Genomic DNA, 13,824 nt, shown 5'->3' on the forward strand with positions numbered 1-13,824 from the left:
GGCGCGGCCTGGGTGACCCAGGACCTCAGCGTTGGTGCGGGCACTCCGGCCGCGGCCAATGTGACGCCTGCCGTGGTGGTGCATGAGGGTTACACCAGCATCTTGACCATCAACGCCTCGAACGGGCATCTCCAGGAGACCTATCTGCCTCGGGTCGGCGCGGCCTGGGTCACGCAGGACCTCAGCTCCGGCGCCGGTACCCCGGCGGCAACCGGCGCGCCCGCCGCTGTCTACCACGACGGCTTCACCAGCGTCTTCACCATCAACGCCTCAAACGGACGCCTCCAGGAGACCTACCTGTCCAAGATCGGCGCGGCCTGGGCGACCCAGGATGTCAGCGCCGGTGGCCCGGCGGCGACGGGTGCCCCGGTCGCTGTCTACCACGACGGTTTTACCAGCGTCTTCACGATCAACGCCTCGAACGGGCGCCTCCAGGAAACCTTCCTGTCCAAGATCGGCGCGGCCTGGGTCACCCAGGACCTTAGCGCGGGTGCCGGTACCCCGGCGGCCGCGGGCACACCCGCCGCCGTCTACCACGACGGCTACACCAGCGTCTTCACGATCAACGCCTCGAACAAGCACCTCCAGGAAACCTTCCTGTCCAAGATCGGCGCCGCCTGGGTGACCCAGGACCTCAGCGGCGCCGGCACCCCACCCGCCACCCCCTGAAAACGGCGATGCCGCACCGGAACCCCGGTGCGGCATCACTCTCCTGCCATTTATCGGCGGATATTCAAGTGATCGCGCTATCGAATCAATGGGGCTGTAATCCGATGCTTAAAATGCTGCGACGACTTCGCGTCGTCAATATCTCTTCGCTGTTCACCATCCACCGAGCGAGGCGTAAGGGCCGCGGCGCGCCCGCGACGGCCGCTTTCCGCGTGGTCGCCGTCGGTATGGCGGCCGCCGCCATGGTCGCGGTGGCCGCTGTTCCGGCAGCTGCCGTTCCGTCCGGCTACTCGGTCGGCGGTACCGATGTCTCCAATCACTCCGGCACCATCGACTGGGGCCAGACGGCCGCCAAGGGCGTCAAGTTCGGATGGGCCAAGGCCACTGAAGGACTCGACTTTGTCGACGCCCAGTTCAACGCCAACTACCACGGTGCCAAGGCCAATGGCGTCTATATCGGCGCGTACGCCTTCGGCCGCCCCGACAAGGGCGTCGGCACCGGCAAGGCCCAGGCCGACTTCCTCATCGACCACGCACAGTACGTCAACGATGGAAAGACCCTGCCCCTGCAGCTTGACATCGAGTGGCCGTGGTGGACCACCAGCGCCCCGATCTACCCCTGCTACGGGCTGACACCCAGCCAGATGGTCACCTGGATCCGCGACTTCGTCAACGAGGTCAAGGTACGGACCGGGCGTGAGGCCGCCATCTACACCAATGCCAACTGGTGGAACCAGTGCACCGGCAGCAACACCTCCTTCTCCGCCAACCCACTGGAGGTTGCCAACTACTCCGGGTCCCCCGGCGCGCTCCCCGCCGGATGGTCCCGCTTCACCGCCTGGCAGTACGCCGGCTCATCCAGCACCCTGCCCGGCTCACCCACCGTCTTCAACGGCAGCGCCGGCGACCTCGCCGCATTCGCTCGTGGGTCAGGTGTCAGTACGACCCCAGCCTTATCCGGCAGTCCGGCGGTGGTGCACGAGGGCTTCGTCAGCATGTTCACGCGGAACGCCGCCGATGGTCATATCCAGGAGACGTACCTGCCGGGGATCGGCTCTCCCTGGTACAGCCAGGACATCAGCGCCGACGCCGGCACTCCGGCTTCCGCGACCAAGCCGGTCGCGGTCGTGCATGAGGGTTACACCAGCGTCTTCACCATCAACGCCTCGAACGGGCATCTCCAGGAGACCTATCTGCCCAGGGTTGGCGCGGCCTGGGTGACCCAGGACCTCAGCGTTGGTGCGGGCACTCCGGCCGCGGCTAATGTGACGCCTGCCGTGGTGGTGCATGAGGGTTACACCAGCGTCTTCACCATCAACGCCTCGAACGGGCATCTCCAGGAGACCTACCTGCCTCGGCTCGGCGCGGCCTGGGTGACCCAGGACATCAGCGCGGGTACCGGTACCCCGGCGGCAACCGGCGCGCCCGCCGCTGTCTACCACGACGGCTTCACCAGCATCTTCACCATCAACGCCTCGAACGGGCGCCTCCAGGAGACCTATCTGCCTCGGGTCGGCGCGGCCTGGGTCACGCAGGACCTCAGCTCCGGCGCCGGTACCCCGGCGGCAACCGGCGCGCCCGCCGCTGTCTACCACGACGGCTTCACCAGCATCTTCACCATCAACGCCTCAAACGGACGCCTCCAGGAAACCTACCTGTCCAAGATCGGCGCGGCCTGGGCGACCCAGGACGTCAGCGCCGGTGGCCCGGCGGCGACGGGTGCCCCGGTCGCTGTCTACCACGACGGCTTCACCAGCGTCTTCACGATCAACGCCTCGAACGGGCGCCTCCAGGAAACCTACCTGTCCAAGATCGGCGCGGCCTGGGTCACCCAGGACCTTAGCGCGGGTGCCGGTACCCCGGCGGCCGCGGGCACACCCGCCGCCGTCTACCACGACGGCTACACCAGCGTCTTCACCATCAACGCCTCGAACAAGCACCTCCAGGAAACCTTCCTGTCCAAGATCGGCGCCGCCTGGGTGACCCAGGACCTCAGCGGCGCCGGCACCCCACCCGCCACCCCCTGAAAACGGCGATGCCGCACCGGAACCCCGGTGCGGCATCACCCCTTTTGAGCTTTTCCGAAGGCGCGGGATGCGGCGAGTTCCAGTAGTCGTTCGCGGACGACGCACCTGTTTCTGGCTCGGCAAGGCTGGCTTCCGCTGCGATTGCAAGGGTTCCTGGATGACCACCAGTGTCCGTCAAAGCGGAGCAAGCTCACCGGAGAAATCGAGCTGGGCGCGGGCAGGCCAGATGAGCCGTGCGCCTCCTTGGAGATCGCTGTGGGAAGCGTGTTCCGAAGGTAGCCGCCTGCAAGCGTACTTCCTGATCATCCGCAAGATCTTTGAGTTCCAGCAGAAGGATCCCGGGCTCGGGTAATATCGACACAGGTCGAGAGGCGCTGCAACGGGCGGGAGCCCGCCACGCTCGGCTGGAACCACCCTCTCAAGGTCGCCTCCCACCGTGGGAGGAGCCTCTCTGTGAACCGGACGAATGCGCTGCGGAACCTGCTGAGCGAGCGGGTCGCCGTCCTGGACGGCGCGTGGGGCACGATGCTTCAAGGCGCGAATCTGGCCCCAGAGGACTACCGGGGTGAGCGCTTCGCCGACCACGAGCGTGACCTCACCGGCGACCCGGACATCCTCAACATCACCCGGCCGGACCTCATCCTCGACGTACACCGGCAGTATCTGGCCGCCGGCGCTGACATCACCACCACGAACACGTTCACCGCGACGCGCGTCGGGCAGGCCGACTACGGTGCCGAAGCCTACGTACGGGAAATGAACCTGCGCGGCGCGCAGCTTGCCCGGCAGGCGGCGGACGAGTTCGGCGGCAGGTTCGTGGCCGGGTCGATCGGACCGCTGAACGTCACGCTCTCCCTCTCGCCACGGGTGGACGACCCGGCCTACCGCGCGGTGACGTTCGACGACGTGCGCGCCGCCTACGCGGAGCAGATCGAGGCGCTGGCCGAGGGCGGGGTGGACCTGCTGCTCGTCGAGACGATCTTCGACACGCTCAACGCCAAGGCCGCCATCGCCGCCGCCCGCGAGGTCGCTCCCGACCTGCCTTTGTGGATCTCGGTGACCATCGTGGATCTCAGCGGGCGCACCCTGTCGGGGCAGACCGTCGAGGCGTTCTGGCGTTCCATCGAGCGGGCCGAGCCGCTGGTGGTCGGCGTGAACTGCTCGCTGGGCGCGACCGAGATGCGGCCGCACGTGGCCGAACTGGCCCGACTCGCCGGGACGTACGTGGCCTCCCACCCCAACGCGGGCCTGCCCAACGCGTTCGGTGGCTACGACCAGACGCCGCAGGAGACCGCCGAACTGCTGGCCGACTTCGTCGGCGCGGGCATGGTGAACATCGTCGGCGGTTGCTGCGGGACGACCCCGGCCCACATCGAGCGCGTCGCGTCGGCGGTCGCCGGGCTGGCTCCGCGCGAGATCCCCGCGCCCGGCAAGGCCACCCGGTTCAGCGGCCTGGAGCCGTTCGCGATCGGGCCGGACACGGGCTTCGTCATGATCGGTGAGCGGACCAACGTCACCGGCTCCGCCCGATTCCGGCGGCTCATCGAGGGCGGCGACCACCAGGGCGCGGTCGACGTGGCGCTGGAGCAGGTGCGCGGCGGGGCGAACATCCTCGACGTGAACATGGACGCCGACCTGCTCGACAGCGAGCAGGCGATGACCACGTTCCTCAATCTCATCGCCACCGAGCCCGAAGTGGCCCGAGTTCCGATCATGGTGGACAGCTCGAAGTGGAGCGTCCTCGAAGCGGGGCTCAAGTGTGTCCAGGGCAAGGGCGTGGTCAACTCGATCAGCCTCAAGGAGGGCGAGGAGCCCTTCCTCGCCCAGGCCCGGCGGGTACGCGACTACGGCGCCGGTGTCGTGGTGATGGCCTTCGACGAGCAGGGCCAGGCCGACACCACCGAGCGCAAGGTGGCCATCTGCGGCCGCGCGTACGACCTGCTCACCCAGCAGGCCGGCTTCGCCGCGGAGGACATCGTCTTCGACCCCAACGTGCTGGCCGTGGCCACAGGCATCGCCGAGCACAACGGTTACGCCAAGGCGTTCATCGACGCCCTGCCGCTCATCAAGGAGCGCTGCCCCGGGGCCAGGACCAGCGGTGGCATCTCCAACCTCTCCTTCTCCTTCCGTGGCAACGACGTGGTCCGCGAGGCCATGCACTCCGCCTTCCTCTTCCACGCGGTACGAGCCGGGCTCGACATGGGCATCGTCAACGCGGGCCAGCTCGCCGTCTACCAGGACATCCCGGCCGACCTGCTGGAACTCGTCGAGGACGTGATCTTCGACCGCCGGGCCGACGCCACCGACCGGCTGGTCTCCTTCGCCGAGACGGTGAGCGGCCGCGGCACCGCCCGCGTGGTCGACCTGGCCTGGCGGGACGCACCGGTACGGGAGCGACTCGCCCACGCTCTGGTGCACGGCATCGTGGACTTCATCGAGGCCGACACCGAGGAGGCCCGCCAGCAGGCGGAACGACCGCTGGACGTCATCGAGGGCCCGCTCATGGACGGCATGAAGATCGTGGGCGACCTGTTCGGCTCGGGCAAGATGTTCCTGCCGCAGGTGGTGAAGAGCGCGCGCGTGATGAAGCGGTCGGTCGCCTACCTCGAGCCGTACATGGAGGCGGAGAAGGAGCAGGCCCGGCTGGAGGGGCGCCTGGACCCGGGGCGCGGGCAGGGCACCGTCGTGCTCGCCACCGTCAAGGGCGACGTGCACGACATCGGCAAGAACATCGTCGGGGTCGTGCTGGGCTGCAACAACTACAAGGTGATCGACCTCGGGGTGATGGTGCCTGCGTCGGTCATCCTGGACACCGCGATCGCCGCGAACGCCGACGTGATCGGCCTCTCGGGACTGATCACTCCGTCGCTCGACGAGATGGTGACCGTCGCCGCGGAGATGCAGCGGCGCGGGCTCAAGACACCGCTGCTCATCGGCGGCGCGACCACCTCCCGCCAGCACACCGCCGTCCGGATCGCCCCGGCCTACAACGCCGCCACGCTGCACGTCCTCGACGCGTCGCGGGTGGTCGGCGTCGTCTCCGACCTGCTAGACCCGGATCGGGCCGAGACCCTCGCCACGGACACCCGCGCAGAGCAGGCGCGCCTGCGCGAACTGCACGAATCGCGGGTACGGCAACCGCTGCTCACGCTTGCCCAGATCCGGGCCAACCGCTCCCAGATCAGCTTCGACGACCTGCCCGTGCCGGCCTTCACCGGCGTACGCACCGTGACACCCTCGATCGCCGACCTGCGGGAGTTCATCGACTGGCAGTTCCTCTTCCTCGCCTGGGAGCTCAAGGGCAAGTACCCGGCGATCCTCGACATGCCCGAGGCTCGCGAGCTCTTCGACGACGCGAACACGATGCTCGACCAGATCATCGCCGACGGCTCCTTCCGGACCGTCGGGGTGTACGGCTTCTGGCCCGCCCACGCCGAAGGCGACGACATCGTGGTGAACGGCGTCCGCCTGCCGATGCTCCGCCAGCAGACCGCGAAGCCGGAAGGCCGCCCCAACCGCTGCCTCGCCGACTTCGTCGCCCCAGCCGACGACCACCTCGGTGGTTTCGCCGTCGCCATCCACGGCGCCGACGAGCTGTCCGCCACGTACGAGGCCGAGCAGGACGACTACCGCGCCATCATGGTGAAGGCCCTGGCCGACCGCCTGGCCGAGGCGTTCGCCGAGTACATCCACCTGCGGGCACGCCGCGACTGGTTCGAACCCGACGCCAACCCGGCGATCGGGGACCTGCACGCCGAGCGCTTCCGCGGCATTCGCCCCGCACTCGGCTACCCGGCCACCCCCGACCACAGCGAGAAGCGCGAACTCTTCGACCTCCTCGGCGCCGAACCGCTGGGAATCGGCCTGACCGAGTCGTACGCGATGACGCCGGCCGCCGCGGTAAGCGGCCTCCTGCTGGCCCACCCCGACTCGCGCTACTTCACCGTCGGCCGGATCAACCGCGACCAGGTGGCCGACTACGCCGCCCGCCGCGGCGTCCCCCTGGCCGAAGCAGAACGCTGGCTCCGCCCCAACCTCGCCTACGACCCAACCTGACCTGGCAGAATCGAGCGGCTGCCGATCACTGCGGCTGGTCGGCGGCCGCGCCTACTTCTTGTCGCTGCGATCGTAGGTGCCCCCCTTGCAGTTCGGGCAATCCCTCCAACGCCAGGGCAGAAAGGCGGAGTACAGCTTCCCCGAGCCATCACACCGCCCACATTTCGACTTCGGATGGCGCGATCCACTGTTCCACGCCATTACAAGGATAAAGATCACGATGCAGGCGAACCAAAATCCGCCCCATTGCACATCGGTCATGGCGTTGGCCTTCCAACGGTCAGCTGTCCATTACCTTGACGCTATGTCGGGTATGTCACAGGGCAATGGAGTTAAGAAATTGTGACTCCAGGATTTTTATGCGGGGCCACCTGCGACTGACCAGAAAGCCGGACTCCCTGCAACAGGGAGCGTGACTAAGAGGTGAACTCGGCCGGTCTTAAGGAGCCTCAGCACAGAAGATCCCGATGTCGAAATCGGCAAATGTGAATGTGCTTAACGGCGGAGGGTCCCTTGACGGGTTCTAGCGGCCGTCCATGCGGTTGAGGTTGATTAGTTCGACGTCGGCGCGGTGGATTCCAGATCAGGGGTGAAGCCGCTGGTCCTGCTGGCACACCTTGCGCTACTTCACCGTTGGCCGAATCAACCGTGACCAGGTGGCCGACTACGCCGCCCGCCGCGGCGTCCCGCTGGCCGAAGCAGAACGCTGGCTCCTGACCGCCACACGCGATCTTGGCAGCGGGGCTTGCGGCTGGGAGCATCGCGCCCCATGGATATCGAGGGTTTCTGGGATTTGATCGAACGTTCCAGTCGTGAGGCCGCCAGCCGGAAGGAACGCTTGGCGTGGTTGGAAGGTGAACTCTGCCGCCGGTCGGTCGAGGAGATCGTCGACTATCAGGCCTGCTGGGACGTGACCGCGAATCGCGGCTGCAGGTTCGATCTGTACGCGGCGTACTGGTTCGTATTCGGGAGCACGTCGTTCGACTGGTTCGAGTACTTCGTGAACTGGCTGATCAGTTTGGGTCGTGCGACGTTCGAGCCTGTAGCCGATTGCCCGGATCGCCTCATCGAGCAGCCCCAGGTGCTTGCCGCGCGGAAGGGGGAGTTCGCATATTGCCGACTTTCTAGGAGAGAGCAGAAAAAATCGACCTGGATGGAAGAGGGTCGGCATGACTTCGCATCGCTGGCCCATGTGGCGTATGACGCCTACGCGAAGGTCACCGGAGAAGACGAGGACAACCTCTACGAGGCTGTTCGTGCTCGGGGAATCCGCTCCGAGTTCCCGGTCGGAGGAGTCGATGGTAGTGATCTTCGAGGCGAACACTGGGATCTAGACGATGATCAGGAATTGGCGCGCAGGCTCCCCCGGATCGCCCGCTACCGAAACTCAGGCGAACTCTAAAGATAGAGCGGATTCACCACGGGCACGGCCCACTCGACAATCTGCTCTTGCGTGACCTTCAGCTGGTGGGCACTTCCGGGATGTTCGGGTGCCCATCCCTCGCTGAGTGCCACGGTGATGCACTTCGCGACGAGAGCGGGGCGAACGCTGACGCCTTCGAGGTACAGCCAGTTGTCGAGGCGGTGGTGGGGGAGGGTCACCACGAGGACGCTGCCGGGGTCTGTGGCCAGTTGGACGCCGAATGTCATGGGTGACCAGCCGAGCCCTTGGTCATAGGTGGGCTTGTGGCGAACCCGCCAGCGGTATGACGTGCCACCGACGGTGATATGGCGGGAGCCCTTCTTAGGCAGGGTCACGGGTCTCCTGATCATCAGCAAGACTATCGTCCGGGATCCTCGTGACCGTACAGGCGGTTGAGGTCTATTAGTTCGACGTCGGGGCGTTGGGTGGCGGTGGATTCCAGGTCGGGGGTGAAGCCGGTGGTGGAGAACAGGGTGAGGATTGTTTGTTCGGTGTTGTGGCTTTCTCGGGTGAGGAGGGTGCGGATGGTGTCGAGGCGGGACAGGTCGGGGAGGCCTCGGCGGGTGAGGGTGGCTTTGGCTTCGCCGATGATGGTGATTTGGTCGGCGTGTTTGGCGAGGACGTCTATTTCGTGTTTGGCGCGGCCCGCGTGGTCCTGGATGGTGGCGTAGCCGACCTCGCCGAAGCCGGCGGGGTGGCCGAGTTCGTCGGGGGCGAAGCGGTGGGTCCAGTCTCGGGCGAGTTCCTCGAAATGAGGGCCGAGGATTGAGGAACGGAATGTGGGGGCGGCGGCGAGCCATACCTGTTCGGCGCGGCCCAGTTCCAGTTGGCCCAGGTGGGGGGCGGTGATCAGGCGGTCGAAGCGAATCACGGGGTCGGAGACCGTGATGGTGGGTCTGCGGCCGCGGAGGAGGTCCTGGGATCGGGTCACATAGCCGGCTGATTCGAGGACGGAGAGGGGGTAGCGGATGGAATTGTCGTCCCGGCCCAGGGTCGAGCCGATTTTGGTGGGGGTGTTCGCGCCGTTGGCGACCGCGGTGAGGATGTCGTAGTAGATCGTCCGGTTCGTAATTTTGGGTTCTTCGCGCAGGAGGTAGTCGACCTCGATACGGGTGAAGACACTTCGGTCTGGATCGAGGAGATTCTCGACGAGCCAGCGGTCGAAGTCCTGGATGTCCGCGGCTGGATTGGTCATCAGCGCGTGGTAGCCGGGAATGCCGCCGACGCAGGCGTGCACGCGGAGGGCGATCTCCGGATCCTCGATGTCCCAGAGTTGGGCTGCCTCGCGGTAGTCGAGGGCGTTGAGGCGTATGTCCATGATCGCGCGCCCGCGCAGGGGTTTGGTGCTGGAGAGCAGGTTCTGCATCACACTGAGCGCGGATCCGCAGAGGATCAGACGGCCGCCGGGGCCACGCCTGTTCTGGGAGTCGTCGTAGAGGTGCTGGATGAGTGACGGTAGTTGGGGGGCATCTGCCATGGCGTAGGGGAATTCGTCGATCACTACCAAGGCGGGCGTGCCCGGCGGAGCGGTGCGCGCCGCAGTGTCGAGGGCGGCGTGGAGGAGGACTTCCCACGATTCTGGTGCGCCGAGAAGCGAAGCTCCCAGACCCGCATGCTCGGCGATGGCGGCACCGAAACGCGATCTCGCGGCTCGATCGCCCTCGTCTTGTACGCAGGGGATGTAGAGGCCACCGAGCGCTTCGCAGGCGGCGACGAGCAGTTGGGTCTTTCCTGTCCTTCTACGCCCTGACACCAGGCCCAGCCGCAGCGGCCCGTTCACGTCACCCTCGAACAGGAATCGGTTGAGCGTCTGCCACTGACGTGCCCTGCCCATGATGTTTCCCGGCTTGTCCATCACGATTTCAGGAAATCAGTTTCACCCTGGAAGGTGAAATCCATTTACCCTTCTGTCGGGCGGGCGGGTTAGTGCAGGTGTTGGGCGAAGAAGGTGGTGATTCGGTGCCAGGCGTCGGGGGCGGAGGTGGGGTCGGGGCCGATGCCTGCCACGCGGAGGAGAGGGCGGAGGAGGCGGGGGCCGGAGAGTTCTTCGTTGAGGAAGGCGTGGCCGGCGGTGGGGTATTCCTTCACGTCGTGCGGGATGTTGGCTTTGGTGAGGGCGGCTTCTAGTTTGGGGGCCGCGTTTCTGAGGGTGCGGTCGCGGGCGCCGTACGTGGCGACGATGGGGCAGGAGCCGGTGAGGGTGGTGTCGAGGTCGCGGGGGAGCGGGCCGTAGTTGGTGGAGGCGGCGGCGAAGCCGGTTGTGGTGGTGAGGAGGGCGAAGGCGCCGCCCATGCAGAAGCCGATTACGCCGATTTTTCCGGTGCAATCCGGGGATGTGGTCAGCCAGGTTCTGGCGGTTTCGATGTCGCCGAAGGGGCGGCCTTCGCGTTTGGAGAGGGCGCGCATGGTGGAGACGAGGCAGCGGCGGGGGCCGCCCGCGCTGAACAGGTCGACGGCCAGGGTCAGGTAGCCGGCTTGGGCCATGCGGTCGGCGTGGCGGAGCATCATCGGTTCCAGGCCCATGATCTCGTGGATCATCACCAGGCCGGGCCAAGGGCCCTCGCCTGGAGGTGTCGCGAGATATCCGCGCAAGGGTTGGGATCCGCCGAATTGGGCGGCTTGCTGGGTCAGGTCGATCTCGGTCATGTGGGCTCCCGCTCGTAACCCTTGCGTTTGAGCGTGACCCTATGCGGTGTATTCGGCGGTTGTACGGAATACCTGGTGACCGGAGAACCTCCTTGGTTGTACAGCCCGGGAAGCACGCCCCTCAGGATCCAGGGCGCGCTTCCCAGGGCGGTCGTGGGTCAGTCGCGGTCGATCTTGGTCTTGATGATCTTGCCGGTCTTGATGGCGATGTAGAGGTCGTACTCCCAGCGGCCCTTCTGGAGCTCGACCTTCCAGGTGCGGTAGCCGTGCTCGTATTCACGTTCCACGTCGGTCACGCGGCCACCGGGAACCGCCTTCTTGGCGATCTTGATGGCCTTGGCGCGGGTGATGTCGGCCTGGGCCGTCGCGGAGGCGGCGGTGGCGCCGGTGAGCAGGAGAGCGGACGCGGTCAGGGCGCCGACGAGGGCGGGTCTGATTCTCATGGCTTTACGGTGGCTTGGGGTTGGCTATAGGCGCGCTTTGCCACGGTTAAGGGCTGGCAAAGGTGAGCGTGACCGTGGTTCCGCCGCCGGGCGGGGTGTCCACCGTCATCGCGCCTCCGGCGGATTGTGCGGTACGGCGGGCGATGTCGAGCCCCAGCCCGGTCGAGTTGCCGCCGCTCCGGCCGCGTTCGGCGGGCGCGGGGATGCCAGGGCCGGCGTCGGTGACGGTGAGTTCGGAGCCGGGGGTGGCCCGCGTCAGCCGTACCGACATGGGGACGCCCTCGGGGGTGTGGGCGAACACGTTTTCCAGGAGGGCGTCCACGGCGGCGGCGAGGTCGTCGGCGGAGGTGGCGACGGGGAGAGGGGAGTCGGGGAGCGACAGGGTGAGGGGGCGGTTCTGCTCTTCGGCCAGTACGGACCAGAAGGTGACGCGGGCGGAGACGACGGCGGTGGCGTCGCAGGAGCCGCGTTCCCGGGTGCGGCGGCGGACGTCGACGATCACGGAGGTGACGGCGCGGTCGAGGGCGTCGACGCGGGTGCCGAGGCGTTCGGCTTCCTCCGGGTTGGTCAGGGATTCGGCTTCGAGGCGGAGGCCGGTCAGGGGGGTGCGGAGGCGGTGCGAGATGTCGGCGACGGATTCGCGTTCCTCGTGGAGGAGGGCGTCGATCCTGGTCGCCAGGTGGTTGAGGGCGAGGGCGGCGGCGCGGATCTCGGGCGGGCCGGTGGGGGCGGCTCGGGCGGCCAGGTCGCCGCCCGCGAGGCGGTGCGAAACCTGGGCAAGGCCGGTCATCGGGCGGGTGAGGGCGACCGCGAGGCGGTCGGCGACGATCACGCCGAGGCCGATGAGGATCAGGCCGAGCAGGAGCAGGCCAAGCCAAGCGGCCTGTACGCCCCTGCTCAGATCGTTCGCCGAAAGCAACACGCGGACCACGCTGGTGCCGGATTCGCCCTGGACGGCGACGAGGATCTCGCGGCCGCCGCCGGGGGCTTCCGCGGACAGGCTCCGGCCGCGGGTGGCGAGTTCGACGGCGGGGGAGCGGGTGGCCTGGGCGCCGACGACCGTTCCGTCGGGGAGGAAGACGGAGATCTGGTGGCCGCTCGCGGCTGATGAGCGGTTCGCCGTCAAGGCGAGGGCGGCGGGGTCGACGGTGCCGATCACGGCGGCGACGGATTGGGCTTCCGTGGTGGCCTGGGCGACGGCGCCGTTCTCTGCGGCCGAGCGGACCAGCAGTGCCATCGGCACCAGCATCGCGATCAGCACGAGCGAGGTGGTCGCCGTGACCAGGAGCGCCAGCCTTCGTCTCATGATGCGCGAACGATCACGTCGGGTCGACCAGTTTGACGCCGACTCCTCGTACCGTGTGGAGGAACCGTGGCTCCTGGGCGGTTTCGCCGAGTTTGCGGCGGAGCCAGGAGAGGTGGACGTCGACCGTTTTGTCCGTTCCGCCGTAGGGGACCTGCCAGACTTCGGTGAGAAGTTCGCGTTTGGTGACCACGCGGCCGGGTCGGGATGCCAGGTAGAGCAGCAGGTCGAACTCGCGTGGGGTCAATTCGATGGGTACGCCGTTGAGGACGGTCTCGCGGCCGCGGACGTCCATGTGCAGGCCGCCGACGGTGACCGTGGTGTCGGTGTCCTCCTGGCCGGTACGGCGGAGCACTGCCCGGATTCGCGCGTCCAGATGTGTGGCGGTGAATGGTTTGACCACATAGTCGTCGGCGCCCGCGTCGAGCAGGCGTACGGTTTCCGGTTCGCCGTCGCGGGCGGTGGCGACGATGACGGGCATGCGGCTCACCGCTCGGAGCATTCGCAGGAGTTCGGTGCCGTCCAGGTCGGGGAGTCCCAGGTCGAGCACGACAAGATCGGGCCGGGTGTCGAGGGCCAGGCGCAGGCCGTCGAGGGCGGTGGCGGCCGAGGACACGGCGTGACCACGATCGCGCAACCCCCGGACCAGGGCTGTACGGATGGTGACGTCATCCTCGACAAGCAGGACGTTTGCCATTTGCGGCCACGTTAGCCGGTTGTCGATAAGCGCATAAGTCCGTTATCGGTGCCTTAACTTCGGCTTAGCGTTGGATCAGCGAAGGTAGGGGGGTGAATCGGCCTACGTTGCTCGCGGTTGGCGGATGGGTGGCGGCCGTCGTTGTCGCGCTGGTCGCGGGTGTGACGGTGACGAACTCTCTCAGCTCAGCTGTCACCGGCCCCAACATCCGCCCGCTCTCCGCCGACCAGGTACGGCAGGAGCTGGCCATCCCCATCACCGTCTCCCCCAGCCCGACCCCAAAATCCACCCCAACCCCAACACTCCCCACCCAAGCCCCCCGCGAACTCCGCGTCTTCGCCACAACCGGCGGCACCACCGTCGCCGCCTGCGTATCCGGCCAGGCCTCCCTCCTCTCCTGGACCCCCGCCCAGGGCTACCACGTGGACGACGTCGACCCCGGCCCCGACAACCACGCCAAAGTGAAGTTCGAGGCAGACAACGCCGAGGTCGAAGTCGAAGTCCACTGCGAAGCAGGCCACCCGATCTCCCGCGAGAAGATCGACTGAACGGGGTTCTCC

General features: G+C 67.2%; 12 protein-coding genes. 6 read left to right on the plus strand and 6 right to left on the minus strand.

Annotated features, from left to right (window positions below; all coding sequences use genetic code 11):
• The 5 genes from Amac_RS54365 to Amac_RS52675 all read left to right on the plus strand — a co-directional run.
• A partial coding sequence (locus Amac_RS54365) for a hypothetical protein (RefSeq protein WP_170323102.1) occupies positions 1 to 669 on the plus strand: 669 nt, incomplete at its 5' end.
• 113 nt (positions 670 to 782) lie between these two features.
• On the plus strand, positions 783 to 2,696 hold the full coding sequence (locus Amac_RS52660) for a GH25 family lysozyme (protein ID WP_170323103.1): 1,914 nt from the start codon (positions 783 to 785) through the stop codon (positions 2,694 to 2,696).
• Positions 2,697 to 2,853: 157 nt separating this feature from the next.
• Positions 2,854 to 3,048, plus strand: a complete 195-nt coding sequence (locus tag Amac_RS55770; RefSeq protein ID WP_218041802.1) for a hypothetical protein — start codon at positions 2,854 to 2,856, stop codon at positions 3,046 to 3,048.
• Positions 3,049 to 3,149: 101 nt separating this feature from the next.
• Entirely contained in the window at positions 3,150 to 6,752 is a 3,603-nt protein-coding gene (gene metH, locus Amac_RS52665; protein WP_155361951.1) for a methionine synthase, read from the plus strand.
• Between the two features lie 769 nt (positions 6,753 to 7,521).
• Positions 7,522 to 8,154: a DUF4240 domain-containing protein gene (locus tag Amac_RS52675; protein ID WP_155361953.1), complete on the plus strand. Its 633-nt coding sequence runs from the start codon at positions 7,522 to 7,524 to the stop codon at positions 8,152 to 8,154.
• Here the strand turns inward: Amac_RS52675 and Amac_RS52680 are convergent.
• The 6 genes from Amac_RS52680 to Amac_RS52705 all read right to left on the minus strand — a co-directional run bounded on the left by Amac_RS52680 (position 8,151) and on the right by Amac_RS52705 (position 13,264).
• Complete coding sequence (locus tag Amac_RS52680; protein WP_155361954.1) at positions 8,151 to 8,510, minus strand: hypothetical protein; 360 nt, start codon at positions 8,508 to 8,510, stop codon at positions 8,151 to 8,153. The genes Amac_RS52675 and Amac_RS52680 overlap by 4 nt on opposite strands.
• 23 nt (positions 8,511 to 8,533) lie before the next feature.
• Positions 8,534 to 10,009 (minus strand): AAA family ATPase, encoded by a 1,476-nt coding sequence (locus tag Amac_RS52685; RefSeq protein ID WP_218041803.1) that lies wholly within the window; start codon positions 10,007 to 10,009, stop codon positions 8,534 to 8,536.
• Between the two features lie 89 nt (positions 10,010 to 10,098).
• Positions 10,099 to 10,821: a dienelactone hydrolase family protein gene (locus tag Amac_RS52690; RefSeq protein ID WP_155361955.1), complete on the minus strand. Its 723-nt coding sequence runs from the start codon at positions 10,819 to 10,821 to the stop codon at positions 10,099 to 10,101.
• 158 nt (positions 10,822 to 10,979) lie between these two features.
• Complete coding sequence (locus Amac_RS52695; RefSeq protein ID WP_155361956.1) at positions 10,980 to 11,264, minus strand: PepSY domain-containing protein; 285 nt, start codon at positions 11,262 to 11,264, stop codon at positions 10,980 to 10,982.
• Positions 11,265 to 11,310: 46 nt separating this feature from the next.
• Positions 11,311 to 12,570, minus strand: coding sequence for a sensor histidine kinase (locus tag Amac_RS57660; protein WP_155361957.1), 1,260 nt, complete (start codon positions 12,568 to 12,570; stop codon positions 11,311 to 11,313).
• Positions 12,571 to 12,583: 13 nt separating this feature from the next.
• Positions 12,584 to 13,264, minus strand: coding sequence for a response regulator transcription factor (locus Amac_RS52705; protein ID WP_155361958.1), 681 nt, complete (start codon positions 13,262 to 13,264; stop codon positions 12,584 to 12,586).
• A gap of 92 nt (positions 13,265 to 13,356) precedes the next feature.
• On the opposite strand from Amac_RS52705, the gene Amac_RS52710 reads away from it, so the two are divergent.
• Positions 13,357 to 13,812: a hypothetical protein gene (locus Amac_RS52710; protein WP_155361959.1), complete on the plus strand. Its 456-nt coding sequence runs from the start codon at positions 13,357 to 13,359 to the stop codon at positions 13,810 to 13,812.
• The last annotated feature ends 12 nt before the right edge of the window (positions 13,813 to 13,824 follow it).

Origin of the sequence: Acrocarpospora macrocephala, from assembly GCF_009687865.1 — a bacterium.
Lineage (GTDB): Bacteria > Actinomycetota > Actinomycetes > Streptosporangiales > Streptosporangiaceae > Acrocarpospora > Acrocarpospora macrocephala.

What these genes read in the sequence shown, in the direction of transcription:
- Amac_RS52660 (WP_170323103.1), top strand. Translation starts at nt 783, where the DNA reads ATGCTGCGACGACTTCGCGTCGTCAATATCTCTTCGCTGTTCACCATC.
- Amac_RS55770 (WP_218041802.1), top strand. Translation starts at nt 2,854, where the DNA reads ATGACCACCAGTGTCCGTCAAAGCGGAGCAAGCTCACCGGAGAAATCG.
- Amac_RS52675 (WP_155361953.1), top strand. Translation starts at nt 7,522, where the DNA reads ATGGATATCGAGGGTTTCTGGGATTTGATCGAACGTTCCAGTCGTGAG.
- Amac_RS52685 (WP_218041803.1), bottom strand. Translation starts at nt 10,009, where the DNA reads ATGGGCAGGGCACGTCAGTGGCAGACGCTCAACCGATTCCTGTTCGAG.
- Amac_RS52690 (WP_155361955.1), bottom strand. Translation starts at nt 10,821, where the DNA reads ATGACCGAGATCGACCTGACCCAGCAAGCCGCCCAATTCGGCGGATCC.
- Amac_RS52695 (WP_155361956.1), bottom strand. Translation starts at nt 11,264, where the DNA reads ATGAGAATCAGACCCGCCCTCGTCGGCGCCCTGACCGCGTCCGCTCTC.
- Amac_RS57660 (WP_155361957.1), bottom strand. Translation starts at nt 12,570, where the DNA reads ATGAGACGAAGGCTGGCGCTCCTGGTCACGGCGACCACCTCGCTCGTG.
- Amac_RS52705 (WP_155361958.1), bottom strand. Translation starts at nt 13,264, where the DNA reads ATGGCAAACGTCCTGCTTGTCGAGGATGACGTCACCATCCGTACAGCC.